The sequence below is a fragment of the Martinezella calliandrae genome, assembly GCF_030272695.1.
GTDB lineage: Bacteria > Pseudomonadota > Alphaproteobacteria > Rhizobiales > Rhizobiaceae > Rhizobium > Rhizobium calliandrae.
Map to the genome: position 1 here is coordinate 1 of NZ_JARFYN010000034.1, position 25,315 is coordinate 25,315.

Here is a 25,315-nt window from a genome sequence, read left to right on the forward strand (position 1 = left end):
GCGCCAGGGTAGCCTTGGCCATCAGGCCGATTTCATTGCCCATGCCGACATGCGGGATTGCCACCTTCACGTCTTCGTCGGCAACGGCCTTCAATGCGGCGTGAACGTCGGTCAGGGGTTTCGAGATGCCACGGATCACAACGAAGGCGCCGGCGAGTGCGACGACGAAGAGGACGAGGCTCGACCACAAGGCCGTCCAAATCTTCGCATGGACCTGAGCATCGAGGTCGTCCATATAGACGCCGGTCACGACGACGACCTTCCAAGGGTCGAAGGCGCGGGCATAGGCGGTCTTGCGGAACGTGGCGTCCGCCGGTTCGCCTGGCTTGTTGGCGTAATAGTCGATGAGGCCGCCGCCCTGTTGGCCGAGCTTGATGAATTCCTCGCGATAGTAGTGGCCCGTCTGGTCGGGCTGTCCCTTTTGGTTCTTGCCGACCTTCGACGCGTCGTAATGGAAGACCAGGTTGATGTCGTAGTCGTAACCGAAAAGGTAGCCGTCCGGCGTATATCTGATGTTGGTGACGGCGGCATAGGCTTGGGCCTTCGCCTGTTCTTCGGTCAGTTTGCCGGCCTGTTCCTGGTCATAGTAGAATTTCAGAACGGACATGCCGGACTCGACCTGCGTGCGAAGCATCTCGTATCGCTCGTTGTAGATGGAGTCGACCGACGAGCGGATTTGCAAATAGGTAGCCGCCGCGAAGGCGATCATAAGCCCGGTAACGAGCAATATAAGCTGGCTTGAAATCTTCAGATTTTTCATTGCGCCCCGCAACAGGATGGATCAGTGAACCCCGGTGCGGTTTGATCCCGCCTGTGCGATCGCCAGGTGAAACCCGACGGATCTACTGCTGCTGAAAATGACATGCGGCTACCGGTAGAATTAAAAATGACTTTATTTCTCTAAAAAAACTTTAATTGATCAATCTTATTCAGCAACGGTCCTGCGATTGCGCTCGGCGGCGGCTGCGACGCCAGATTTGGCCGACGCGTCGGCGATCACGCCTTCGTGACAATCTCCACTGTAACGAAACTCGCTTTGGAAACGAGTACTTGACGCGCCCCGCTGACAGGGGTGTCAACGAACCCAAGGGAGATAGTTCATGTTGAAAACTACTGTGAGTTCTGTCCTGCTCGCCGGCGCGGTGACGACCGCGCTTGCGTCCATCGCCGCCGCAGCGCCGCTGACGAAGGCTGAAGTCAGTGCAGCGACCGCGGCCCACAAGGAGAAGTGCTACGGTGTTGCTCTGAAGGGCCAGAACGATTGCGCCGCCGGTCCGGGAACCACCTGCCAAGGTACGTCGACTGTCGATTTCCAGGGCAATTCCTGGAAGTTCGTTCAGGGCGGCACCTGTGCCTCGCTCGACATCCCGGGTGGCCGTCATGGCTCGCTGACGCCGCTTAAGCGCGACCTCTAATCCAGGCAGCCACTGGAAAGCGGAGAAGACAAGATGAACGCCCACAATCGAGCCGTCGCTCCTGTCGTAAAAGCGGGTGCTGAGCTCCGCTTTCCTTTTTATCCTGTTTGCGGCTTGGCCGGCACGAGCTTCAAGCCGGAACATCTGCCGGCCATTCTTAGTGAGACCGGCCCGCAAGGATTTTTCGAAATCCATGCGGAAAACTACATGGGCGCGGGCGGCCCTCCTCATCATGCGCTCGAGCTTGTGCGTCGTGACCACCCGATCTCGCTTCAGGGCGTTTGCATGTCGCTCGGCGGGCCGCAGCCCCTGAACAAGGACCACCTTCGCCGGTTTCGCGAACTGGTCAACAGATACGAACCGGCGCTTGTGTCGGAGCACCTGGCGTGGTCGACCCATGAAAACACCTTTCTGAATGATCTGCTGCCTTTGCCGTATACGAGCACCACGCTCGCCCAAGTCTGCGATCACATAGACGAAATGCAGACGACGATTGGACGTCCCATCTTGCTGGAGAATCCATCAACCTATGTGCTCTTCGCCGAATCCTGCATGAGCGAAGCCGCATTCCTCCTCTGTCTTGCCGAAGGCGATACTCTCGGGGCAGCCGCGGCTGCGGCGCTTTACGTCAATCCGGCGTTCGATCTTGCGGACATGGTCGCGCAGATGGTCGAAGCTGGCGCTTTTGCCGAGATCTACATGGAGAATTGTGATGTCGAAAACGCTTGAAGCGCTGGCTGTGACCAGGCCCGTCGCGCCACTTGTTCTATTGGTCGAGAAAGCAAGCTGGCTGGTCCAGATGGTCGCTCAGCCGTCCTTTGCGCAACTCGTTTTGCGTGTCGGGCTGGCCGTGCCCTTTTGGCGCTCCGGCATTCTCAAATGGGACGGGTTCCTGCAGTTGAGCGACACGGCCGTCGAGCTCTTTACCGATGAGTTCATGCTGCATCTTCCGGGTGGCCCATATGCCTATCCGGCGCCTGCGGTGATGGCATTCCTTTCGGGCTCCGCTGAGGTTGTGTTTTCGACGCTGCTGGTGTTCGGCCTTGCCACGCGCTTTGCCGCGGCAGGTCTTCTCGCCATGACGGGCATCGTCGAACTGACCGTTCCCGACGGATGGCCCGTTCATATCACCTGGGCGGCGATGGCACTCGGCATTATGGCTTGGGGGCCGGGACGTTTGTCGTTGGATTATCTCGCTCGGCGGGTTCTCGGGATGGACACGCCGTTCAGAAGCCCTTCGCCCGTAACGCCAGCAGAAGATCAAGCCTAGGGTCCAAAGACTGCCGTGAACGAGCGGCAGTCTTCCTCCGCGCAATGGTCTTTACAAGGAGGCGTTTCCGAAATGGCCTTCATTGATCTTTGTCGGCTGAGACGCTGCAGTTGGACGCCTTCTGGCCAACCACACATCGCCTGCTCGCGGCGCCGGCGGACATTGTTGCAACTCGATTACAAAAAGCGTTACGGTTTCCGCTAGCACCTTCTCCGCGTCGCTAAAGGGCAGTGCCGAACCTGCCTCTCTTGCATGGCCGTATATTTCAGCGCAGGCGATAACGCGGTCCGCGTAATAACTGCATTCAGCTGTCGGGTCGACAAAGTCCAGCAACACCCGGATATTCATCGCTACCTGAAGGACGAAAGCGGCGGCTGAGAAATCGACGACCGCACCCGGTGGTCTCGTTTGATCCAGATATTTTTTCCACTGCGTTTGCATTTTGACGTCTTTCGCGTTCGGCTGTCTCGAGATGAAACGGAAGGGATGGTGGCAGTCTCCACGGCACCTATGACCGATTGTCCCTTTGCCGCAGGCAATCGAACCACCAATAACCGAGTGCGACGAAAGACATTCATCTGCACTCCTCCGTCCGGCGAATCCATTGCTCCCCAAGCAGTACTACGCGCAGGACGAACGTACTTTCAATCTTGCCGTTCGCAATTGGGCTTCAGTCCGCTCGCCCTTGCGACCTTTGTCCGATAGAGACGCTGGACCAACGTCTTAGCCAGTATTGCAAAGGTCCAAGATTTGCGTTTTAGCCAAGACAAAGGTTGACGGTTCGGTTGCAAAAGCGATCTGATATCGTCGCGGAGTAGCTGTTTCGAATACCGTGAAGGAACGGTTCTTCTGCAATCTGGTGTATTTATGGGCGTGTAGGAAGCCAGCCATGTCTTTACGCGAAAAGTCGATCGCCGTTCTTCTCGGTGCCTCCTTTGCGCTGGTGCTTGTGGCGACGCCTTATACCGTTGAGATTCGCGGGTCCTCTGTCGGAATTGTTGCGCAAACTGCCGATGCAAAAGGCGGCGGCAACGGTAACGGCGGGGGCAACGGTGGCGGCAACGGTAACGGCGGAGGTAATGGCAACGGCGGGGGCAACGGTAACGGCGGAGGTAATGGCAACGGCGGTGGCAACGGTAACGGTGGCAGTAACGGCAACGGCAGTGGCAATAGCGGCAACGGCAGTGGCAATAGCGGCAACGGCAACGGCAATAGCGGAAATGGCAGCGGCAACGGCAACGGCAAAGGAGCCAACGGAAAAAGCGCCACACAGTCGCAAACCGACTCTAACGGCTCGACCGATACGCATGACGGGTCGATGGAAGTACACCACGACGACGGCATCAGTGAAGCAATACAAAATGGTCGCTATGTCATGAAGGATTCGAAGGGTCGCACCATCATCAATCGGGGCGCGACCAGCGCCGATCACCTGCGGCTGCAGTCCCTCCTTCACTAGGTTCAATAGATTAGTGTGACCTTCGTGCGCTTAAATAATCGTCCCGCGCTCTAACCACGATTTTCAAGCGCATCGCGAAAAGCCATTGCGGCCTCTGTTCGGTTTGCAACACCCAGTTTCGTGAAGATCTGGGTCATATGATGCTTGATGGTCTTCTCGTGGAGATCAAGCTTCAGACCGATCTGCTTATTGCTCAGTCCGGCTGCAACGAACTGAAGCACCTCGCTTTCCCTGTCTGTCAGGTCGCGAAGAAGGTCGGCTTTTTGCACGGAGCCGTTGCCGTCGCCAGAGATCAAGCGGGCGGAAAGAGTGGGGGCGACATAGCTTTCTCCCGAGGCCACCGTGCGCAGGATGTCGGCCAACGCTCTCGAGCCTACGCCCTTAAGAACATAGCCCTTTGCTCCGTTTTTGAGAGCTGTCGTCACATCGTCGCTTGCTTCGGAGACCGTCAGCATGACGATTTTCTGACCGGGCACGCGCTCGAGGATCAGTGGAAGTGCATTCAGCCCCCCACCGGGCATGGAGATATCCAGCAATAAAACGTCCGGACGCGCTTCCTCGGATATGCGGACCGCATCTTCCTTCGTGCTGCCTTGGCCAACGATTGCAAAGCCATCGATCTCGGCGAGGCTGCGAACGACCCCCTCCCGGAACAAGGGATGGTCGTCGATCACCGCTAGACTGATTGCTGTCGTCATGTCTGCTCCATTTCCATTGCGTTCAGCGACATTTGAACGATCGTTCCCTCGTTGGAAGATTTTAAGTCGAAAGTGCCGCCAAGACTTTCCACCCTCTCTCTGAGGCCTGCCAAACCAAGGCTGCTCGCAGGTATATATGCCGGATCGAAGCCGGGCCCTTTGTCCGATACCGCGATCGTGATCTGCCCGTCTTCGATGGTCTGCCTCACTTGCTGTGCCGCGCCTTCACCATGACGATAACCGTTATTCAGCGCTTCCTGCACGAAGCGGTATACACAAATCTTGGCGGATGTCGAAAGCTCTTGCGTCGTGCCGCAATAGGATAGGCCGACCTTGACACCGGTTCGTTGCTCATGGGCGCGGACCGCGCGTTCTAACAATTCGGAGAGGTTTGCGGCCTCGATGTGCGGCAGCACCAGCCCGCTGCAGATGCTTCTGATGTCTGCCATTGCATCCTCCAGGCTTGCTTTGATTGCGGCAAGCGACTGCTCGCGGTCATGCGCCGGTGTCGCTGGGTTCACCAAAGCCGGACTGTCCAATCTTAAGGACGCATAGGCTACGAGCTGGGCTGGTCCGTCATGCAAATCGGCGCCAATTCGCCTAAGATAGCTCTCGTTGAGGGCGGTGGCGCGTTGTGAAGCGCGTTGTACGCGAGCGTGCAGAATATCGTTCTGCCGCAAAAGCGCCGACAGCTCGCCGATGCGGGCTTTGAGCGCGCTGCGCTGGCTCTCAATCGTCCTGCTTCCGCGAAGGACGATAAGGGACAGAAGGAGAAAGAATGTCAGGGTGAACAGCGCGACGGCCACCCAGCTTCTGAAACGCGCCTCGTTCAGGCTGCGTTCGAAGTCATACGCCACTTCGTAGAATTCAGAAACGGCCACCACCTTTCCCGACCAGGGCTGGAGGACCGGATTGTAGATCTCCAGGAGCGGTTTGCCGCTATTGCGCTCAGCGACGCTTTCCACATCGTCGAGCTGATTGAATTGCGCCACCATCGTGCCGGCAAATGCCGTCTTCAGGTCATTGTTGAGCGGAAACTTCTTCCCCATGAGGTTCTTGTCGTTGGAATAAAGAATGGTGCCGTCGCTGCGCCAGAGCCGAAAGGACATGAGGCGGCTGCCGAGCGCACCCTCCCCAAGTGTCTCGTCGAGCGCGCGCGTCACGGTATCGTCCAGAAATTCGGTCGTTTGCATGTCCGGAAGCAGAGGCGCAATGACGCTGTCGACATAAAGCGCGGTGCTGGCTGCAGAGTTGCGCGTGACAGTCTCCTCGATGAGGTCGGTGACGAAGGCGCCGACGAGGAGCATCGCGCAAGCGGAAACGAAGCCGCCGAACAGCAGAAATTGTTTCGCCAGAGATTGGGAATTCCAGCTGGCGATCAAACGGGCAGGCGACAGCATTGATTTGAGGTTCGACTGCATCTGTTGCTACTTTCAGCGATGACCACCTTCGGCATACCTATTGCAGCCGGGCAGCACGTCAAATGACGGGAGGTTCGCCTTGCCGGCAAGTTGCGGCATCGACGCCCCCGAGCGCCTGTGAAAACTATCGGACTTTTGGCCATCGGCAATAAGCCTAAGGTCCCATCACAGGCAGCATTGGTCCCGCACCGGTAGAAACTTTTATTTCCGGCAATATTGTGGAGATCAGCGCGGTTGCTCGTTGCTTGTCCCGCGTCGCAGTTGCGTGGGACGAGCGACGTGGTTGTTGTTGCTCGTCCCGCGTCAAGGTGGCGTGGCAGCGGAAGAGCACGACCAGAAATGAAAGGAAAGAAGCGCATGAAATTCGGTTCAGTCTTCGGAACGACCATGGTCGCCTTGACGCTTGCTGTAGTCCCGGCGGGTGGTCCTGCGATCGGTCTCGCAAGCATCGCATATGCCAAGGGCGGCAATGGCAATGGCGGCGGCGGCGGCAATGGCGGCGGCAATGGACATGGCGACGGCAATGGCGGAAGCCATGGCAGCGAAAGTTCCAGCCATGACAAGTCCGACGACGGACAATCAAATGATCGGGCAAGTGATCGGGCAAGTGATCGAGCGAGTGATCGGGCAAGCGATCGGGCGAGTGCGCGGGCAACCGACGCGGCAAGCGATGATGATGGAGATGCGGGGGACGCCAAGCACGCGGTTCATTCCCTTCATTCTCATTCCTTGAAGTCTTCGATTGCACACGAGAAGCTTGAAAAGCACGCTTCAACCAAGGTCAAATCGGAGACTGCGGAGCTTGGTAGCCTCAATTCGCTCAAGCGCAATTATCACGCCTATATGAATTCGAATGATCCGAAGATGGCGGCCATCAGAGCCTATGTCATGGATTACGCCGAGTTCGAACTCAAGAATGGGGTCAATGCTGTTCCGACGGACCCGGCCCTTAGCGACGAAGCCTTGCGCTCGGCCCTGGCTCAGGCGTCGAAGACCGGTGTCGTAACCGACAAAATGCTGGCCGAAGCCAAAGATATCCTGGGCGTCGGTCCGGCCGTCGGAAAGATAGATCAGGTTCGCGATGCTCTGGAAAGATCCGCCGTTCAAACCAAACCATCGGACGAAGCAACAGAGCCAGCTGATTGATGGGTCGTTAGACATTAACCCGCAATTATCTAGGGGCCGCCCAAGCTCCGAATGCGGAATTGAGATTGGGTCTCTTGAAGCGAAAATGCCCGCACAAGGCGGGCAAATCCGTCCCTAGGGTCGGCATGCTGCTATCGCAGCACTTCCACTCCCTTGCGTTCGACAATATCCAGAATCTTGATGGCGGTGACGCTTTGCCTCTTCGTTGCCTGTTCCCATGCGGCAATCGGGGTCATCGGCAAGCATTTAGACATCACATAGCTTTCGAAGGGCTTCCTTCTCTTTCTTCCTGACATTCTCAGTTTCGTTCGTCGCGAAGCCGTTAACGAAAATCAGCCTGTCTGCGTGGCGATGGCCAACGACAGTCCGATCGCTTCCACGCTTACCGCGCCCTGGGCCTGCCACTCGCTTCTTGAAAGCCGCCCAATCTGGCGTCGACCAATCCAGCTTCGATCTCCTTGGCGGCGTCGCACAACATGGCATTCGTCACACTGTATTGCGCGGCTCAATCTTCGAACTCCAAATGCGTCCACATCGACGGCAGGTATACGGGCGGCACCTGATGCAGAAAACAGACGTGAGGATCGGACTGATCGACGTAAGAATAAGCATCAGAATCTCAAGCGGATAACGATCCTCTCCATGCACGAGAAGACACTCTTTAGCCGCGGGCGACAGAGCAACCCTCATTCGGGTCAATCGAACCGAGGACAAGCAACGAGGCATGGGAGTTCGCAAGGAGGCACGTCCAGAAGGGTTCGACGAACCATGCCGACGATGATTTCAGCTACGACGGCCTTAAGGGCTTGCAGGAGCTCAAGCGTGTCATTCGGGGGACGGCAAGCCAATTACTCCGCTGCCGTCAAAGCCTCGTAATCGCGCGCGGCACTTTCGATCGCGTTGAGTGAATTCAATATCGAAATCATATCGCAGGCCTCCGCCCACTGCATTTGCCTTAAAGCAGCACCGCCCAATTCAGCCGTGCACATGGTGAGGCGATCGACAATCTTCCACTTCGCCTCGCCATCCAATCGCAAATTATACCTTCGCATAAACAGCCCCTCCGATCGGGGGTGACCCTAAACATAAGAAACTAATTTTGAAAGCACTAAATCAGTAATTTTGAAGGCGCTAAATCAGGCGGTGGAAATGCGACCATACCCGCGCGGCTTGACATCATGACGAACCCTGTTCGGATCGCCGGTCGCTTCTGTGGATTGCGGCGATCCAGCCAGCGACAACGCGTCCTATCGTTTTAATCGGCGGGCTGGCTTAACCTCCTTCAATTCTCCTGGTTTAGGCGGCGCGGCGTGTTGCCCGGATTGCCGACATCGCACGACTTGGTGGCATGTTCACTTGCATGTCATTTTCTTGAGAGACATCTTATCCGGCATGCTTCTATGCCGCCTCGCAATTAGCCGGCTTTGAGCAGGTTATCTCGCAACAGAAATGGAGCGGGATGCGGTTTTCATGATGTGAATATTAACGTGCTTTGGCTTCTTTGCGTTTTCTCAAGCGACGATGATAGAGGGCATATGATTGGTTTGCGCCTATACAAGAATTTCATTACGAATCTTCACAGCGAATGCAGCGAGCAAGCTATATGAGGCGGCCATTCTCGCGAAAACCAAATGCAATCGCTTATTATACTGATTTTGTCGTCTACCCGATCACCGTTGTCGGGCTGAGCGCGGCCTATTTCACTTGGGGCTATGATCGCGAACCATTGGTCTGGCTCGGTGCGATCGTGATCGGCGCAGCCGCATGGACATTGGTCGAGTACCTGATCCACCGCTTCGTGCTGCACCATGTCGCCTATGTGCGCGACATGCATGTCCAACATCACCACGCGCCAACCGAACTGATCGACACGCCGATCTGGCTCAGCCTGTTTTTCATGGTCGCGGGCGTATTATTGCCATCATGGTGGGCCTTTGGCTTCGGTGTGGCGTCAGGCTTTACTGTCGGTATGACGTTTGGCTATCTCACTTATGGCACGATGCATCACGCCATGCATCACTGGCGCATTCCCCATGATACCTATCTCTACCGCGCCAAGCGCTGGCACGCGCAGCATCATGCGTCCACCGACGAGGGAAATTATGGCGTTTCGTCGCTTTTCTGGGACCATGTGTTTGGAACGGTGCTGCCGGATCCGGCTGCAAAGGGCAGGCAAAGGCGGGGTGGCGGCTGAGTGCGTTTGCCTCAAAACACTCATCGCTTAAGCGCATGATCTTCCATATACAAGTTAATGGATTATTTTCACTCCTCGAACATCTTTCCGCTGCGCGCTTCAAGCCTGTAGCGGTGTCCGGGATAGACGAGACGGGCGATGGAAACCACCTGCCGCGCCGACCAGGTGCGCCGGCGGATCGTCAGGCACGGCTCGGTCTTCAGGACGGTCAGCAGCTTGCATTCCCAAGGCTGCGGCATCGCCGCCTCGACGATGTGCTCGGAGCCGCTGAGTGGGGCTGCTGCCGTCAGATAGGCGTTTGGCGTCAGCGTCGTGAAGTCCTGATCGAGATATTCAGGTGCCGCTTCCGGATGAACGAAGCGGTCCTCGATCTGCACCGGAACGCCGTTTTCACTATGGACGATCAGCGAGTGGAAAACCGCCCCGCCGATTTCTAGCTCCAGCGCGTCGGCAACCTCTGGAGAGGCCGTTTCCCGGGCCAGAACGACGACAGAGGCCTCGTGAACATGGCCACGTTCGGCAATCTCGTCGGCGATGTTGCGAACTTCGAACAGCGCCGAATAGCCCTTGCGTTCGGCGACGAAGGAGCCAACGCCCTGGATACGCACGAGTTCCCCTTCGTTGGCGAGTTCTCGCAGCGCGCGGTTGGCGGTCATCTTGCTGACGCCAAGTTCGACGACCAGCTCGTTTTCCGAGGGGACGCGATGCTTCGGCGGCCATTCGCCGCTATGGATCCGATCCAGAATCATCTGCTTCACGCCGGCGTATAGTGGGCCGGTGTCGCTTTCGGCCAGCTCCCGTTTCCGATCGGTACCGCGTTTCATTGCCTAATCCTTGTGCAGCCAGGAATTTCGCCTGTAATTCGACTTGGGACTTGCATATCACAAAATATCACATATGGTACCCTATACAACTACCCAATTGACCTGACCAGCATATGCCGGTCGGTGACGGGCAAGCCGGCGGAGACTGGCATCAAACAAAGATTGGCTATTTCGATCTCAAGAGGAGAACTTCGATGAAGATTAGGCATGCGCTTCTTTCCAGCGCCCTGGCGCTTTGCGTTCTTACCGGTCCCGCAGCTCAGGCGAAGGACTGGAAGACGGTTACCATTACGCTCGAAGGCGCCTATGCGCCATGGAATCTGACCAATTCCGACGGCACGCTCGGCGGCTTCGAACCGGAGCTGGCCAAGGTTCTGTGCGAGCGGGCAAAGGTCGACTGCAAGCTCGTGGCGTCCGACTGGGACGGCATGATTCCCGCTCTGAACGCAGGCAAGTTCGACGTGATCATGGATGCGTTGTCGATCACCGACGAGCGCAAGCAGGTCATCGACTTCACCGTTCCCTATGCCGCGACCCCGGCCGCCTTCGCGACTGCAAAGGATAGCCCGCTGGCCAAGGCGGCCGGCACCGGCGCGACTATCAAGATGACACCCGGTCAGACCGGCGTTAAGGAGATCGACGCGCTGAAGGAAGCCTTCAAGGGCAAGACGATCGGCATCCAGGCCGCTACCGTCTACGCGAAGTTCATCTACGACAACTTCGGCGACGTCGCCACGATCCGCGAATACAAGACCGGCGCCGACCGCGACCTCGATCTGCAGAACGGCCGTATCGATCTCGGCTTCGACGATGCCGTCTATTTCCAGACGGCCTTCGATGCTGCCAACGGTGCGCTCACCTTTACCGGCCCGCAAATTGCCGGCCCGATCTGGGGCGTCGGCGAAGGGCTTGGTGTGCGCAAGTCCGATACGGATCTGCGCGATATGTTCAGCACGGCCATCAAATCGGCACTGGCCGACGGCACCGTGAAGAACCTCTCCATGAAGTGGTTCAAGACGGACGTCTCCCCGCAGGAATAATTCTTGGCCGGCGCCTCCCTATCGCGGAGGCGCCGGCTCTCGGCTTCAATGCCGCTTCCTGCATGTTATGATTTTGAGCAATCAGAAAGACTGACCGCTCGATACGGGGAACGAAGGTGATGGCCACATTGCAATTGATCGGTTTCGGCTCGACCGGCTGGGGCACGCTGCTTTTGCTCGGGGCGCTGATGACGCTATGCGTCACGGCTGTCGCACTGGCAATCGGCGCCGTCTTCGGCGCCATTGTCGCGGCCGCGAAGCTTTCCGGCAATCTCATTCTGAAGACGCTTGGAAACGTCTATACAACCGTTTTCCGCGGCGTGCCGGAGCTGCTTATCATTTATCTTATCTATTTCGGCGGGTCGAGCGCGATCACCAGCATCGGCAAGTCCTTTGGCTATGAGGGTTTTTTGGGCATGCCGTCCTTTGCGGCTGGCGCGCTTGCGGTTGGCATCATCTCGGGCGCCTATCAGGCCGAAGTGTTCCGCGGCGCTTATCTTGCGATCTCCAAGGGCGAGCTCGAAGCTGCCTTGGCGATTGGAATGCACGGGGCCTTGAGATTTCGGCGCATCATCATGCCGCAGGTGCTGCGCTTCGCCATTCCCGGCATGGGCAATGTCTGGCAGTTGAGCCTCAAGGATTCGGCTCTGATCTCGATCACCGGCCTTGTAGAGCTGATGCGGGCCAGCCAGGTCGCCGCCGGCTCGACACGGCAATATTTTTTATTCTTCGTCGTCGGTGGCGCGCTCTATCTTATCCTGACGAGCCTATCGGATCGCGTCTTCAACGGCGCCGAGCGGCGCGCCAATCGCAGCATGCCCTCCGCGATGGGCCAGGCCTGAGGATCGATCATGGATTTCGCTTTTCTCGCACAGACCATGGCCACGCTGCTTGAAGCTCTGCCGACGACACTCGCGCTGTTCTTCCTGTCGATCGCCATCGGCGGCCTGCTCGCAGTCCTGATCGTCTGGATGCGGGTGGGCGGCAATCCGATCCTTTCCGCCTTCGCCAAGGGCTACATCTTCGTCTTCCGCGGATCGCCACTGCTCATCCAGATGTTCCTCATCTTCTACGGGCTCGCCCAATTCGGGTTCATCCGCTATGGGCCTCTTTGGCCGCTCTTGCGCGAACCTTTCGTTTGTGCGGTGCTGTCGTTGGCGCTCTGCACCGGAGGTTATACTGCCGAGATCTTCCGCGGTGGCATTCGCGCGGTCTCGCCACGCGAAATCGAAGCGGCGCGGTCGATTGGCATGTCCGGTTTCCTGCTGGTGCGCCGCGTCCTGGCGCCGATCGCCTTTCGCCATGCACTCCCTGCCTATTCGACCGAAATCGTGTTGATGATGAAGTCGACGGCGCTTGCAAGTCTTGTCACCGTCTGGGAGGTGACCGGTGTCGCCCAGCGGCTGATCTCGCATACCTACCGCACGATGGAAGTCTTCCTCTGCGCGGCCGCCATCTATCTCATCTTGAATTTCATCATTCTGCAGGCGCTCGGCTTGCTGGAATATCATCTGTCCCGCCATCGTCGCGCCGTTCCGGCGGCGCTGAAGGCGTAAAACTGGCCTAGATCTGGATTGGAGCGAACATGCCCGGCGTCACCCGACTTTCGGTCCGCAATATCCGCAAGAGCTTCGGCACGCACGAGGTTCTGCGCGGCATTTCCCTGGAGGCGCAGGACGGCGACGTCATTTCGCTGCTTGGCGCCTCGGGCTCGGGAAAATCGACCTTTCTGCGCTGCATCAATCTGCTGGAGATTGCCAATGAAGGCGAAATCTGGGTCGACGGCGAGCAGATCCGGATGGTGCATAAGGGCGGCAAAGCCAAGCCAGCGAGCCAGAAGCAGGTGGATCATATCCGCGCCGAGCTCGGCATGGTGTTCCAGTCCTTCAATCTCTGGTCTCACATGACGATCCTGCAGAACGTTATCGAGGGGCCGGTGCACGTGCTGAAGCGGCCGCGGGCCGAATGCATCGCCGAAGCTGAAGCTTTGCTGGAAAAGGTCGGCATTGTCGACAAGCGCCATGCCTATCCGGCGCTCCTGTCCGGCGGTCAGCAGCAGCGCGCGGCGATCGCGCGATCACTTGCCATGAAGCCGAAAGTCATGCTCTTCGACGAGCCGACTTCGGCGCTCGATCCCGAGCTTGTCGGCGAAGTGCTGCGCGTCATGCGTTCGCTGGCGGAAGAAGGCATGACCATGCTCGTCGTCACCCATGAGATGAGTTTTGCCCGCAATGTCTCCAACCGCGTCGTCTTCATGCGCGAGGGCCTCATCGAAAGCAGCGGCCCGCCGCAGGAGATGTTTGGCGGCGGCGCCTCGCCGGCCTTCCGCCAGTTCATCGGACATTTCGGAAACCCGACATGACAATTACGCTTCGAACGGTGCTTGGCTGGCGGGATATCGCGAGCGTAGCGGACGGCGCGCCTCTGTCGCTTGCACCTCCCGTCCGGGAACGCATCGCCTATGCGAGCCGTATCGTCGAACGCATCGTCGAAACCGGCGTGCGGGCCTATGGCGTCAATACCGGCGTCGGCGCGCTGTCGGATACCGTGGTCGACCGTCAGTCCCAGAGCCGCTTGTCGCGCAATATCATCCTCAGCCATGCCTGCGGCGTCGGATTGCTGCTGGCGCCGCGTGAGGTGCGCGCCATTATCGCAGCTGAGATTGCCAATTTCGCCCATGGCCATTCCGGCGTGCGGCTGGAGATCGTCAATCATCTCGCGGCCTTTCTCGACAAGGATTGCATTCCCGACGTGCCTTCGAGAGGTTCGGCAGGTTATCTGACACATAACGCCCATATCGCGCTGGTGCTGATCGGTGAGGGGAGCGCCAGGGTTGCCGGCAAAGCCATGTCCGGTCGCGAGGCGCTCGCAGCGATTGGCCTTGAACCAGTGGTGCTCGGCGCCAAGGAAGGATTGAGCCTCGTCAACGGCACGGCCTGCGCCACCGGTCTTTCCAGCGTGGCGTTGGGCCGCGCCGAGCGCTTGCTTGCGTGGGCCGATGCGATCGCGGCGCTGACTTTGGAGGCGGCCGGTTGCCAAGTTTCGGCATTCGACGAGCCCGTGCTGGCGCTGCGCCCTTCCAAGGGCATCGCCTTAGTCGGCGCATCGCTCCGCTCCCGGCTCAAGGGTAGCGGCCTTGTTGCCGCGGCTTTGGGCCGACGCACGCAGGACGCCCTCAGCCTGCGCGCCATTCCGCATGCCCATGGCGCTGCCCGGGATGTCTTCGATACTTCCGCTGCTGTTGTCGATCGGGAGCTTGCCTCCGTCACCGACAATCCGGTCGTTTCCGGTACGCCGGAGAACCCGGTGGTCTCGTCTGAAGCCCATGCGGTTGCCCCGGCGCTCGGCCAAGCCGCCGACAGCCTTGCGATCGCGATTGCTCAGATCGCGGCGATGAGCGAAAGGCGCATGGATCGGCTGGTCAATCCGCTCGTCAGCGGTCTGCCGCCCTTTCTCGCCAGCGACGCCGGCAGCAATTCCGGTTTCATGATCGCGCAATATACGGCCGCGGCACTTGCCAACGAGAACCGTCGCCTGGCGGCGCCCGCCAGCACGGACGGCGGACTGACCTCCGGCCTGCAAGAGGACTTCCTGGCGCATCCGACGGCGGCAGCAAACAAGCTGCTCGCGCTGATCGACAATGCTGAATATATCCTGGCGATCGAATTGATGGCGGCGGCGCAGGCGCATGATTTCCTCGGTGCTTCCGGAACCCGTGCAGAGGGCACGGATGCCATCTACAGGATGGTGCGCAACCGTATTGGCCACTATGGCGACGACCGGCCCTTAAGCGGCGACATGGAAGCCCTGCGCAACCTGATCCGCGAGACGCTACCTCCCGAGCTTACAAAATAGGATATCTTCATGACCGCTCAGTTCGATGTTGCCGTCATTGGCCTCGGCGCCATGGGGAGTGCGGCAATTTCCTTTCTTGCGGCGCGTGGCGTCAAGGCGATCGGCATCGAGGCTCACTTTCCCGCCCATGCCTTGAGTTCGTCGCATGGCGACAGCCGGCTGATCCGCCTCGGCTACTTCGAGGACCCGTCCTATGTGCCGCTGCTGCACCGCGCCTATGAAAACTGGCGGGCGCTGGAAGGGCGGCTGCGCGCCGACGTCCTGATGATCACCGGTGTCCTGCAGATCGGCAAGCCCGACAGCAAGATCGTCAGCGGCACCAGGGCCTCCTGCGAACTGCATCGTCTGCCCTATGAGGAGCTGGATCGGAAGGCGATGGCGGCGCGTTATCCAGCTTTCGCACTGGACGAGGGCGAGATCGCGCTACTTGATCCGCAAGGCGGCTACCTCCGCCCGGAAACAGCGGTCATGGGCTATCTGAAGCTGGCGGCGGCAGATGGCGCGGTCCTCTATTTCGGCGAGAAGGTGACGGCAATCGAGCCCGATGATGCCGGCGTGACGATTTCGTCTGACCTCGGCCGCTATCGTGCCAGGAAAGTGATTGTCTCGACCGGCTCGTGGATCGCCGAATTGGTGCCGCAGTTGAAGGAGCATGCCAATCCGATCCGGCAGGTCGTCGCCTGGTATCAACCGCGTGACGGCTTTGCGACGCAGCCACATCGCATGCCCGCTTTTCTCCGTGACGAAGGCGAGGACGGCTCCTATTTCGGTTTTCCTGCGATCGGTGTCGACGGCGTCAAGATCGGCCGCCACGCACATTTCATGGAACCGATCGATCCGAACTGGCCGAATCCGCCCGTCAACGACAGGGATACGGCATTGTTGGACGGCTTCATCGCAAAGCGCCTTCCAGCCGCCGCGGGCGTTCGCGTCAATGCTATTACCTGTCGTTATACGATGTTGCCGAGTGAGGATTTCCTGATCGATCGCATGCCCGGCGAGCCGCGTGTCGTCGTCGCCTCTCCGTGTTCCGGCCATGGTTTCAAGTTCACGAGCGTCATCGGAGAAATTCTTGCCGATCTCGCGATGGAGGGCGGCACACGGCTGCCGATTTCGGCCTTTTCCTTCGAGGCGATGGGGAATTTCCTTGCGTCGCGAAAGATCCAGGCTCGCGGTTAATCATTGCGGGTCGGATCGCCGCACGGCTATTGCGATGGTTTGTCCGTCTTGGCGAGCAGGAGATTGGCAAATTCTATCGGGAAGGGGAACAGGATCGTCGAGGTCTTTTCACTGGCGATGACGTTCAACGTGCCCAAATAGCGAAGTTGCATCGCCTCCGGTTGCTTGGCCAGGATTTCGGCCGCTTCGACCAGCTTCGCCGCCGCCTGCTGCTCGCCGTCGGCATTGATGATTTTGGCGCGCCGCTCGCGTTCCGCCTCCGCCTGCCGGGCAATCGCCCGGATCATGGATTCATTGATATCGACATGCTTGATCTCGACATTGGCGACCTTGATGCCCCAGGCATCGGTCTGGGAATCGAGGATTTCCTGAATGTCGTTGTTGAGTTTGTCGCGCTCCGCCAGCATTTCGTCGAGGTCGTGCTTGCCGAGTACCGAACGCAGCGTCGTCTGGGCGAGCTGGCTTGTCGCCATCATGAAGTCCTCGACCTGGATCGTCGATTTTTCGGGCTCGATGACCCGGAAATAGATGACTGCGCTGACGCGGACCGAGACGTTGTCATGGGAAATAACGTCCTGGCCGGGCACATCGAGCACCCGCGTGCGCAGGTCGACGCGTATCATCTGCTGCACATAGGGGAGGAGCAGGAACAAGCCTGGGCCCTTTACGCCGGTGAAGCGGCCAAGCGTGAACACCACGCCGCGCTCGTATTCCCGCAGGATCTTGATGGCAGATGCGATGACGAGCAGCAAAATAAGGACGATCACCAGGTAGAAGGCGAGATCTGCAAATATGCCCATGACTTTCCTCCTGCTTTCCAAAGTCGCCAGTTTGCTAAGCGCTGCGCTTCACCTCGAGCGTCAGACCGTTGCGGGCGATCACTTTGACGGCGTCACCGGCGGCAAGCGGTTCGGGCGAGACTGCCTTCCAGCGTTCGCCACGCGCAAAGATGTAACCCGAACCACCTGCCCAGCTTTCGACCTTGCCTGAAATGCCGATCATCTGTTCGGTGCCGGTGCTGACTTTGTGCCAGCGCGACAGGATCGCGAGCCGGGCGACGATGAGACTGAATGCGAGGGCTGCGATGGCGATACCGGCGAGGACACCCCACGATACCTCGAAACCGGGGACGTCGGTGTTGAAGAGAATGGCCGCGCCAAGCACCAGCGCAATCCCACCACCGACGCCGAGGACGCCAGAGGTTGGCGAATGGGCCTCGACGACGGTCAGCCCCACGCCGAGGGCAATCAATCCGACGCCGGTATAACTCACCGGCAGCAATGCCAGAGCGTAGAGACCGAGCAGCAGGCAGATGGCGCCGATCGTGCCTGGGACAAAAGTGCCCGGAGTGAGAAATTCGAAGATTATTCCGTAGATGCCGACCATCATGAGGATGAGCGCGATGTTCGGATCGGTGATCACCGAAAGCAGGCGCGTTCGCCAGTCCGGCTCGAATTCTTGAATGGATAGGCCGGTGGTATCGAGACGGACATCGGCTTGGCCGATCCGAACGATGCGACCCTGCGCTTGGGCCAAGAGGTCCTCGACGGTGGTGGCCGTGAAGTCGATGACGTGCTCGTGGACGGCTGCTGTCGACGAGAGGCTCGCGGCCTCCCGCACCGCCCGTTCCGCCCAATCGGCGTTGCGATTACGCAATTCGGCAAGCCCGCGAATATAGGCCACGGCATCGTTGACAGCTTTCGCCTCGATGGCGTTATGGGGGGCTTGTGCCTGCGTGTTGTCTGGCTTGCCTGGAGTTCCTCCTGGAGCCCCTTGGTCGGGTTCAGTGCCGCCGCCGAAGGGGCCGCCGCTAATCATGATCGGAGTAGCCGCGCCCAGATTGGTACCCGGCGCCATCGCGGCAATGTGGCTTGCGTAAAGAATATAGGTGCCGGCACTGGCAGCCCGCGCGCCGCTAGGGGCCACAAATCCAGCCACAGGCACCGGCGAGGCGAGGATGGCGCGGATGATGTCTCGCATCGACGTATCGAGACCACCGGGTGTATCCATCTCTAGCACGACCATGCTCGCGCCTTGTTCGGCGGCGCGTTGAAGGCCACGCCTCACATAGTCTGATGTTGCTGGGCCGATGGCGCCATTGACCTTCAGGACCAAGGCAACGCGCTCTGCTCCCCATGCCGGCGGGCAAGCCAGGCTGAAAGCGGACGCCAGAGCCAGCATCAAAGCGAGGATTGGCGGCATTCGTCGCCAAAGCTTCAAACACTGCGCTATCCTTCGCCGAGCGTTCATCTTGATGAATATATGGCGCAGGCGCCAAACGGTAAGGTGGCAATCGCTCCTACCGATTTCTATTGTGTTGAAAGCAGCTCAATAAACTTTAGGCGTCGCGCCTGCGTGCGAAGTTTGCGCGATGGTGGGGCGTTTCAAAGGAAGCGTCACGGCTTATCGGCCGCCGGCAGGAAATCGTGCCGGCGGCCGATAAGCAGATGGTGGGCTAGTCAGATTTTCGGGGATGTCGCGGCTCCAACTTGGCTTTGCCTGGCGATCCGTTCCCTGCGCGATATCTGCTGTTCCACGACGAACACCAGCAGGCCGCCGACAGCCAGGCATGCGGCCAAGAAGAACAGCGGCGCGATCGTGCTTCCAGTCGCGTCCTTGATCCAGGGTACGACGTTCTGGGCAACGAAACCGCCGAGATTGCCAACGGAGTTAATCGCTGCGAGGCCTGCTGCGGCGCCAGCACCTTTAAGGAATCGCGAGGGCAAGCTCCAGAAGACCGGCTGGCCGGCAAAGATACCGGCCGCAGCGACGCACAGGAACGCAAACTGCAGCGTGTGGTCAGGGATCAGGGCGGAAAGCAGAAGCGTTATTGCCCCGACAAAAGCCGGGATGACGATATAGGGGGTCTTGGACTTCGCCGACTTGGCCATGGCGGGAACGACATAGAGGGATATCGCGACCAGGAGCCAGGGGATGATATTCAGAAAACCGTTCTCGGTGTTGCTGACGCCAAAGCTCTTTACGATCGTCGGCAGCCAGTAGCTGAGGCCATAGGCCGAAAGCGGAAAGGCGACATAGCAGAGCGCCATCAGCAGCACACGCGGGTCGACGAGCGCCCTGAAACCATTATCGGCATTCTTGTCCATGCCGGCATTTTCAAAGGTGAGCCTGTCCTGCAGCCAGCGCTTCTCCTCGTCGGAGAGGAAATGCGCCTGCGCCGGACGATCCGATAGATAGAACAGTGTCACAACGCCCAATATGATGGCCGGAATGCCCGTTGCCAGGAACACCCATTGCCAGCCGGAAATATTGTAGAGCCCGTCGAGATCGAGCAGAGTGCCACCAAGCGGCGCGCCGACGGCGTTGGCAAACGCACTGAAGATCATGAACAGCCCGACCATCGTCCCGCGATAGGCCGACGGGAACCAGAGTGTGAGAAGGTAGAGAACGCCGGGGAAGAAGCCTGCCTCGCAAGCGCCGAGCAGGAAGCGCAGGATGTAGAACATCGTTGCATTCTGCGTGTAGGCAAGCAGTGTCGTCACGATACCCCAGGACACGAGAATTCTGGCGAACCATTTGCTGGCGCCAAATTTCTCCAGCATCAGATTGCTCGGCACTTCGAAGATGAAGTACCCGATGAAAAAGAGGGATGCGCCGAGGCCGTAGGCATATTCGCTCATCCCGAGCGCATCGACCATCTGTAGCTTGGCGAAGCTGACATTCTGACGATCGATGTAGGCGACCAGATACAAGAGCCCCAGAAAGGGCATCAGGCGCCAGGTGATTTTCGAAATGAGCTGTTTTTCGTCGACCATGGCCGTTTCTCCTAAAATTTTTTGGATTTTTTGAGCATCCAAGAATGAGCGAAGCTGGCTTCGCTTCTTATTATTTCGCTTTCTAGATGTCGCGGGCAGGGGAGCAAGGCAATACGTGTTTGATAAGTTCGTTACTGACGGCAATATCGTCCCGCGGCGGTTGCTCCGACCTAGCCTTTAAACTCACCGAGACATCTGATCACTTCCCTTAAGGCCTCTCGTTAGATGTTTGTCCCGCGGCAGGACGATCCCGAGCTGCCCGACAGGGCGGGGTCTGACGGGGGAGGTTGCGAGGCTCGCGCGATCACGCTTGAGGCCAGTTCGGGCAACAGCGACCACCCTAGTCCGGCACCGACCGGTTCGTTGATCGCCTCAAAGATATCGGCAACACGCCCGAAGAGGCGCGTGCCGAACATCAAAAATCTTGGTTCTGGAACTAGCGCGACGTCGGCGCGTCCGTCGGCTCAATTCGAACGCGACGCAACCCAGTTGTGCCACTCTTCCTCGCTGCCATGGAAAGCATTGAGGTCGATCCGGCCTTCGACGCCGTGCGAGAGACCGGAACCGGAATATTGCCAGAAGAGCCATTTGCGTCCCGGATAGACCTTGGAGGGGTGGGCGGCGACCGAGCGCAGCCAAAATGGATAGTCGGCAAACTCGCCCGTCAAGTTATCGCGGTAGAAATCCGGAGAGGTATAGATGATCGGACGTTGGCCATAATATTTTTCCAGCCTGTCCATGAAAACCTTCATTTTTTCAAGGACATGCTCGCGTGAAGGCCGTCTTTTGCAGCTGGATTCGCCATTCCATTCGACATCTATCACCGGCGGCAGGGCGCCTGCCTCCCTTGGAACGTTGCGGATGAACCAGTCGGCCTGTTCGCCGGCGGTTCGGCACCAGTAGAAGAAGTGATAGGCTCCTCTTTTCAGCCCCGCCTCCCTGGCTCGGCGCCAGTTCTTCTGGAACATTGGATCGAGGTGATCGCCGCCGTCAGTCGCTTTCAAATAGACGAAGTTCGCGCCTTGCGCCTGCAGCTTCTCCCAATCGATCTCACCCTGCCAGCGCGAAACGTCGACGCCATGCACGGCGAGCTTTCTCGGTGAAGAACCGCCGAAGTTAATGGGTTTGGCGTCACGGAAATGACGGCTGTAGATTTGCATGCGTGTTTGCGGAGCAGCGGCGACCGCAGGGTTGGCAGGCATCAGCAACGCGACCGGTTTTTCAGCCGGGATCGGTATGTCGTCGGTCCTTTCGGTCGGGAAGAATGCCTGCGGCTCGGGTGCCGGCTCTGTCGTAACCAATGCTTCCTGTTGCCGGCTAACCTTGACAGCAACAGTGGTGTGGCCCACGTCAGCGGAAGGCACGGGGCCGCTCGATCGGGAAATGGAATTGGTCGTTTCCTGCGACGGTGGCCCGGCCGGGATGTCTTGCGGGCCGGAACTGGCGACGCAAGCCGACAAGATCAGGGAAACAAGAAAGATTGCTGAAACAGCCGCTGGACGCATGTGAACCCGTACGCAAAACAACAGTCGACGACCGAATCCATGTCGTCGGAAAACCACCGACATGAGTTGCTAACGGAGAATTACCAAAAAAGATTGAATCCAATCTTTACAGTTCAGCGACAAACATCGCTGTAAGGAGAGGGCGCCACATCGAGTTGATTGCCATCGGTCTCGCGCCCACCGGTCAGGACCGGTGAACGCCATTGCCTTGCGGGGACAGAAGCTTCAGCCAGGGAGCGGAATGAAACAGGCTCATGATGAGGTACATGGGGACCATTCCGCTGAGCGGTGAAGCCCCGCCTCCGGCAGAGCAGATCATATCCGCGCCGCCTGCTGTGGCCGAAAGCAGCGCCATGACAGAAAATGTCGGTGTCGCGGCCAGTGATAGCCAACGGGATATGCCCATGGCAGCAGCGTTGCCGCTTGGGTCGCGGGCAGAGCCGCTGCTTGCCGGTGAGGCCTCATTTGGGCTGTTGGATTTAAGGGACATCGAGCGTCAGCCCCGGCCATATTTGTCGTGGTGGCGCCACCAGAAACCGGTCTCGTTACGCCCTTTGGGAGCGCGGTCGAGCCATTGGAACATGCCCCACAGGCCGTCGAGCCCGCGCGCATAACAGGAATAGGTGTGGTAGACGACGCCGTCGTCGAGCACGAAGGCACTGACGCCCGGTCTGTCACGCGTAAATGTGGCGGCGTCGGTTCCCGTCATGGCTGCCATTTCCGTGACCGGTCCCTCGGCCTTGCCTGCGAGACGTTGAGGCAAGGGCGCTTCGCGGCGATAGTTGTATTCTATACCGCCTTCGTGCTGCTGCTCCTCGGTGAACAGCACGCTGAAGTCACGGTTGAAATCACTGCCGAACGATGATGCCCAGGGAAAGGTCCAGCCCATCCGCTGTTTGAACGCCTGCAGCTTTGCGAGCGGCGCGCGCGATATCGCCTGGAAGGCGACGTCATGGTTTTCGAGATGGACGACGAAGCCATTGAACCCATCCGCGATCGAGGAACAGGAAGGGCAACCAGCCGTATAGTCGGGGCCGAACATGAAGTGGTAGACGAGGAGCTGCGACCGCCCCTTGAAGAGATCGGCCAGATGGGCGCCTCCCTCGTCAGTCTCGAACAGATAATCCTTGTCGATCCGGACCCATGGCAGCGCCTGACGGCGCAGTGCCAACTCGTCGCTGCGACGGGTCAATTCCTTTTCATCCTCAAGCAGGTCGAGCCTCGCGGCCAACCACTCTTGCCGCGTCGCGGTCAAATGTGCCGTCATCGTCCTTCTCCTTTGACTGTCAGCCGTCGTATCGCACAAGATGCGACGTGTTGTTTGGTGGCCGTCGTAAGATACGCCCGCCTATCGAAACGAGGGGAGTTACAAGTTTGACGGGATTTCGATGGACTCGATGATCACCGCCGCGGCCCGGGCACTGGCGGCGGGTGATCCCCTCGGCGCCTTGAAGCGTATCGCCCTACGTGACGACGCGCCCGCATTAGCCCTCAGAGGCATCGCAATGGCACAGCTCGGCGATCTCGTCCGGGCAAAGGCGCTTCTGAAGAACGCTGCGCGCGCGTTCGGTCCGAAAGAGGCCATGGCTCGCGCGCGCTGTATCGTTGCTGAAGCCGAGATAGCACTTGTCTCGCGCGATCTTGGCTGGCCCGCCAAGGCGCTCGCCTCTGCGCGGGCAACGCTTGAGGCGCATGGCGACCGGATGAATGCCGCGCATGCGCGCAATCTCGAGGTGAGGCGGCTGCTCTTGATTGGCCATCTTGATGAGGCCGAACGGATGCTTGTCGAGCTCGATCCTGCCCTGCTCCCTCCTGTTTCAATGGCCGCTTACGAGCTGGTGGTTGCCGGGATCGCCGTTCGGCGCCTGCAGACGAAGGGAGCGCGCGCTGCACTTGCCCGAGCCGAAGAGGCTGCGCGCGCGGCAAACATCCCCGCGCTGATGGCAGAGGTCGAAAGCGCTGCCCTTGTCCTGAATACGCCGGCTGCGCGCCTGATCCGTCGCGGCGAGGAACAACCGCTCCTGCTTGAAGAGGTGGAGACGCTTTTAGCATCAGGGGAACTCGTCGTGGACGCGTGCCGAAACGTAGTGCGGGACGCAGGAGCCGTCGTTTCGCTTGCCACGCGCCCGGTGTTGTTCGCGCTTGCACGTGCGCTGGGTGAGGCCTGGCCAGCAGACGTGCCGAGGAATATCCTCCTCGCCCGCGCCTTCCGGGCGAAACACGCCGATGAATCGCACCGTGCGCGCCTTAGGGTAGAAATGGGGCGGCTTCGCGCAGAGTTGCGGACACTGGCGGAGGTCAAGGCGACGAAGGGAGGCTTTGCGCTGGTGCCACGCCGCGGGCACAAGGTCGTGGTGTTGGCGCCGCCTGTCGAAGAGCAACATGCAGCCGTGCTCGCCTTCCTTGCCGACGGCGAGTCTTGGTCAAGCTCGGCTCTTGCGATTGCGCTCGGGGCCAGCCCGCGTACGGTGCAGCGGGCGCTTGAACAGCTTGCCGCAGCAGGCAAGGTACAGTCGTTGGGCCTGGGCAGGGCGCGCCGCTGGATGACCCCACCCGTACTTGGATTCCCGACGATCTTGTTACTCCCTGGTCCGCTGCCGAACGAGTAGGTTGAGAACATGAAACGATCCGCTGCCGAAATCCTCCGAGAGTATGGGCCCTTTCCGGGCGCCGACCAGATACATGGCGTCACCTTCGACGGACGGCATGTCTGGTTTGCGTCAGGAGACCGGCTGGACGCCTTTCGATCCGGCAACCGGGAAGACGTTACGCTCGATTGATGTCGGCGCATGCTGGAACGGCCTTCGACGGTCACTATCTCTTCCAGATCGCCAAGGATCGCATCCAGAAAATCGATCCGGCGACCGGCCGCATACTTGCGACGATCCCGGCACCAGGTAACGCCGGCAACTCGGGGCTCGCATGGACCGAAGGAACGCTCTGGGTGGGCCAGCATCGTGGCCGGAAAATCCATCAGATCGATCCGCAGACAGGGGCGATCCTTCGCACGATCGAATCCAACCGCGTGGTTACCGCGGTCACCTGGGTCGACCGTGAGCTTTGGCACGGCACCTTGGAAGGTGACGGAAGCGATGCGGCACGCTGGTCCAATTCGGTAAGGCGTCGGGTGAGATCGCTCCCATCGACCCCTATGAACTTGGTTCGCGAGGGCTGCACCTCACATGGCCAATGCTGCAGCATTACGTTGCAACGCCGGAGCTGACTGCGGAGGCAGCCGCCGACCTGTTTTCTGCCATCCGATCAGGCGTCCTGCAGATTGAACCTTCCCACATTTATTCTTTCGATGATGTTGTCCAAGCTCATCACGATCTGGAAGAGCGACGCACGACAGGTTCAGCCATCCTTCGCGTTACGCAAATGTGAAGGGATCGATCGGCACCGAAAAATCATGTGTGCGAGGCTCTCGGTGCCGGGATCTCAGCAACGAAGCCGTTAAACTGTTTGGCGATGCCTCCAGGAAGTTTCGGCTCGGACGAATCGCGAATGGATATGGTTCGAAAAGGCAAGCCAGC

The 25,315-nt window shown here is 59.1% G+C and carries 26 protein-coding genes and 2 pseudogenes; 15 read left to right on the top strand and 13 right to left on the bottom strand.

Going from position 1 to position 25,315, the window contains the following annotated elements:
• Positions 1 to 760, bottom strand: a 760-nt coding sequence (locus PY650_RS22850; RefSeq protein WP_285881853.1) for a cache domain-containing protein, incomplete at its 3' end; no start/stop codon positions are given.
• A 340-nt stretch (positions 761 to 1,100) separates the two neighbouring features.
• Between PY650_RS22850 and PY650_RS22855 the strand changes: the two genes are divergently transcribed.
• The 3 genes and pseudogenes from PY650_RS22855 (at position 1,101) to PY650_RS22865 (ending at position 2,685) form a co-directional block, all read left to right on the top strand.
• Positions 1,101 to 1,415, top strand: coding sequence for a BufA1 family periplasmic bufferin-type metallophore (locus PY650_RS22855; protein WP_285881854.1), 315 nt, complete (start codon positions 1,101 to 1,103; stop codon positions 1,413 to 1,415).
• A gap of 33 nt (positions 1,416 to 1,448) precedes the next feature.
• Positions 1,449 to 2,003, top strand: a pseudogene (locus PY650_RS22860) (MbnB/TglH/ChrH family RiPP precursor modification enzyme); the annotation flags it as partial.
• 124 nt (positions 2,004 to 2,127) lie between these two features.
• Positions 2,128 to 2,685 (top strand): DoxX family protein, encoded by a 558-nt coding sequence (locus PY650_RS22865; RefSeq protein WP_285881856.1) that lies wholly within the window; start codon positions 2,128 to 2,130, stop codon positions 2,683 to 2,685.
• Between the two features lie 51 nt (positions 2,686 to 2,736).
• Here PY650_RS22865 and PY650_RS22870 read toward each other — a convergent pair whose 3' ends face one another.
• Entirely contained in the window at positions 2,737 to 3,126 is a 390-nt protein-coding gene (locus PY650_RS22870) for a hypothetical protein (protein ID WP_285881857.1), read from the bottom strand.
• 448 nt (positions 3,127 to 3,574) lie between these two features.
• On the opposite strand from PY650_RS22870, the gene PY650_RS22875 reads away from it, so the two are divergent.
• Entirely contained in the window at positions 3,575 to 4,144 is a 570-nt protein-coding gene (locus PY650_RS22875; protein WP_285881858.1) for a hypothetical protein, read from the top strand.
• A gap of 50 nt (positions 4,145 to 4,194) precedes the next feature.
• Here the strand turns inward: PY650_RS22875 and PY650_RS22880 are convergent, their stop codons facing one another.
• The gene (locus PY650_RS22880; RefSeq protein ID WP_285881859.1) at positions 4,195 to 4,842 is read right to left on the bottom strand and encodes a response regulator; all 648 of its coding nucleotides are present in this window, start codon (positions 4,840 to 4,842) and stop codon (positions 4,195 to 4,197) included.
• Complete coding sequence (locus PY650_RS22885) at positions 4,839 to 6,263, bottom strand: sensor histidine kinase (protein ID WP_285881860.1); 1,425 nt, start codon at positions 6,261 to 6,263, stop codon at positions 4,839 to 4,841. The genes PY650_RS22880 and PY650_RS22885 overlap by 4 nt, the downstream gene beginning before the upstream one ends.
• A gap of 357 nt (positions 6,264 to 6,620) precedes the next feature.
• Here PY650_RS22885 and PY650_RS22890 point away from each other — a divergent pair, with 357 nt between their 5' ends.
• On the top strand, positions 6,621 to 7,409 hold the full coding sequence (locus PY650_RS22890) for a hypothetical protein (RefSeq protein ID WP_285881861.1): 789 nt from the start codon (positions 6,621 to 6,623) through the stop codon (positions 7,407 to 7,409).
• Positions 7,410 to 7,655: 246 nt separating this feature from the next.
• Here PY650_RS22890 and PY650_RS22895 read toward each other — a convergent pair whose 3' ends face one another.
• Both PY650_RS22895 and PY650_RS22900 read right to left on the bottom strand, forming a co-directional pair.
• Positions 7,656 to 7,892, bottom strand: a complete 237-nt coding sequence (locus tag PY650_RS22895; RefSeq protein WP_285881862.1) for a type II toxin-antitoxin system RelE/ParE family toxin — start codon at positions 7,890 to 7,892, stop codon at positions 7,656 to 7,658.
• 365 nt (positions 7,893 to 8,257) lie between these two features.
• Entirely contained in the window at positions 8,258 to 8,461 is a 204-nt protein-coding gene (locus tag PY650_RS22900; protein ID WP_285881863.1) for a hypothetical protein, read from the bottom strand.
• A gap of 551 nt (positions 8,462 to 9,012) precedes the next feature.
• On the opposite strand from PY650_RS22900, the gene PY650_RS22905 reads away from it, so the two are divergent.
• Positions 9,013 to 9,603 (top strand): sterol desaturase family protein, encoded by a 591-nt coding sequence (locus tag PY650_RS22905; protein WP_285881864.1) that lies wholly within the window; start codon positions 9,013 to 9,015, stop codon positions 9,601 to 9,603.
• Positions 9,604 to 9,671: 68 nt separating this feature from the next.
• Here PY650_RS22905 and hutC read toward each other — a convergent pair whose 3' ends face one another.
• Positions 9,672 to 10,427, bottom strand: coding sequence for a histidine utilization transcriptional repressor HutC (gene hutC, locus PY650_RS22910; RefSeq protein ID WP_285881865.1), 756 nt, complete (start codon positions 10,425 to 10,427; stop codon positions 9,672 to 9,674).
• Between the two features lie 194 nt (positions 10,428 to 10,621).
• Between hutC and PY650_RS22915 the strand changes: the two genes are divergently transcribed.
• From PY650_RS22915 to solA, 6 genes are all read left to right on the top strand, one after another.
• Complete coding sequence (locus PY650_RS22915) at positions 10,622 to 11,467, top strand: transporter substrate-binding domain-containing protein (RefSeq protein WP_285881866.1); 846 nt, start codon at positions 10,622 to 10,624, stop codon at positions 11,465 to 11,467.
• 119 nt (positions 11,468 to 11,586) lie between these two features.
• Positions 11,587 to 12,309, top strand: a complete 723-nt coding sequence (locus PY650_RS22920) for an ABC transporter permease (RefSeq protein ID WP_285881867.1) — start codon at positions 11,587 to 11,589, stop codon at positions 12,307 to 12,309.
• 9 nt (positions 12,310 to 12,318) lie between these two features.
• Positions 12,319 to 13,023, top strand: coding sequence for an ABC transporter permease (locus tag PY650_RS22925; RefSeq protein ID WP_285881868.1), 705 nt, complete (start codon positions 12,319 to 12,321; stop codon positions 13,021 to 13,023).
• 29 nt (positions 13,024 to 13,052) lie between these two features.
• Entirely contained in the window at positions 13,053 to 13,829 is a 777-nt protein-coding gene (locus PY650_RS22930; RefSeq protein ID WP_285881870.1) for an ABC transporter ATP-binding protein, read from the top strand.
• Positions 13,826 to 15,322, top strand: a complete 1,497-nt coding sequence (locus PY650_RS22935; RefSeq protein ID WP_285881871.1) for an HAL/PAL/TAL family ammonia-lyase — start codon at positions 13,826 to 13,828, stop codon at positions 15,320 to 15,322. The genes PY650_RS22930 and PY650_RS22935 overlap by 4 nt, the downstream gene beginning before the upstream one ends.
• 9 nt (positions 15,323 to 15,331) lie before the next feature.
• A complete protein-coding gene (gene solA, locus PY650_RS22940) occupies positions 15,332 to 16,501 on the top strand; it encodes an N-methyl-L-tryptophan oxidase (RefSeq protein ID WP_285881872.1) in 1,170 nt (389 codons plus the stop codon).
• Positions 16,502 to 16,527: 26 nt separating this feature from the next.
• On the opposite strand, the gene PY650_RS22945 is transcribed toward solA, so the two are convergent.
• The 6 genes from PY650_RS22945 to PY650_RS22975 form a co-directional block, all read right to left on the bottom strand.
• A complete protein-coding gene (locus PY650_RS22945) occupies positions 16,528 to 17,301 on the bottom strand; it encodes a slipin family protein (RefSeq protein WP_285881873.1) in 774 nt (257 codons plus the stop codon).
• Positions 17,302 to 17,335: 34 nt separating this feature from the next.
• Entirely contained in the window at positions 17,336 to 18,703 is a 1,368-nt protein-coding gene (locus PY650_RS22950) for an NfeD family protein (RefSeq protein ID WP_285881874.1), read from the bottom strand.
• A gap of 257 nt (positions 18,704 to 18,960) precedes the next feature.
• Complete coding sequence (locus PY650_RS22955) at positions 18,961 to 20,277, bottom strand: MFS transporter (protein WP_285881875.1); 1,317 nt, start codon at positions 20,275 to 20,277, stop codon at positions 18,961 to 18,963.
• Between the two features lie 464 nt (positions 20,278 to 20,741).
• On the bottom strand, positions 20,742 to 21,782 hold the full coding sequence (locus PY650_RS22965) for a glycoside hydrolase family 25 protein (RefSeq protein ID WP_285881876.1): 1,041 nt from the start codon (positions 21,780 to 21,782) through the stop codon (positions 20,742 to 20,744).
• Between the two features lie 184 nt (positions 21,783 to 21,966).
• The gene (locus PY650_RS22970; RefSeq protein ID WP_285881877.1) at positions 21,967 to 22,272 is read right to left on the bottom strand and encodes a hypothetical protein; all 306 of its coding nucleotides are present in this window, start codon (positions 22,270 to 22,272) and stop codon (positions 21,967 to 21,969) included.
• A 6-nt stretch (positions 22,273 to 22,278) separates the two neighbouring features.
• Positions 22,279 to 23,049, bottom strand: a complete 771-nt coding sequence (locus PY650_RS22975) for a DUF899 domain-containing protein (RefSeq protein ID WP_285881878.1) — start codon at positions 23,047 to 23,049, stop codon at positions 22,279 to 22,281.
• A 121-nt stretch (positions 23,050 to 23,170) separates the two neighbouring features.
• Here PY650_RS22975 and PY650_RS22980 point away from each other — a divergent pair, with 121 nt between their 5' ends.
• From PY650_RS22980 to PY650_RS22990, 3 genes and pseudogenes are all read left to right on the top strand, one after another.
• Positions 23,171 to 24,391, top strand: a complete 1,221-nt coding sequence (locus PY650_RS22980) for a helix-turn-helix domain-containing protein (protein ID WP_285881879.1) — start codon at positions 23,171 to 23,173, stop codon at positions 24,389 to 24,391.
• Positions 24,392 to 24,400: 9 nt separating this feature from the next.
• Positions 24,401 to 25,005 (top strand): annotated as a pseudogene (locus PY650_RS22985) (NHL repeat-containing protein).
• Entirely contained in the window at positions 24,924 to 25,166 is a 243-nt protein-coding gene (locus PY650_RS22990; protein WP_285881918.1) for a zinc-binding dehydrogenase, read from the top strand. The pseudogene PY650_RS22985 and the gene PY650_RS22990 overlap by 82 nt, the downstream one beginning before the upstream one ends.
• Positions 25,167 to 25,315 lie beyond the last annotated feature (149 nt).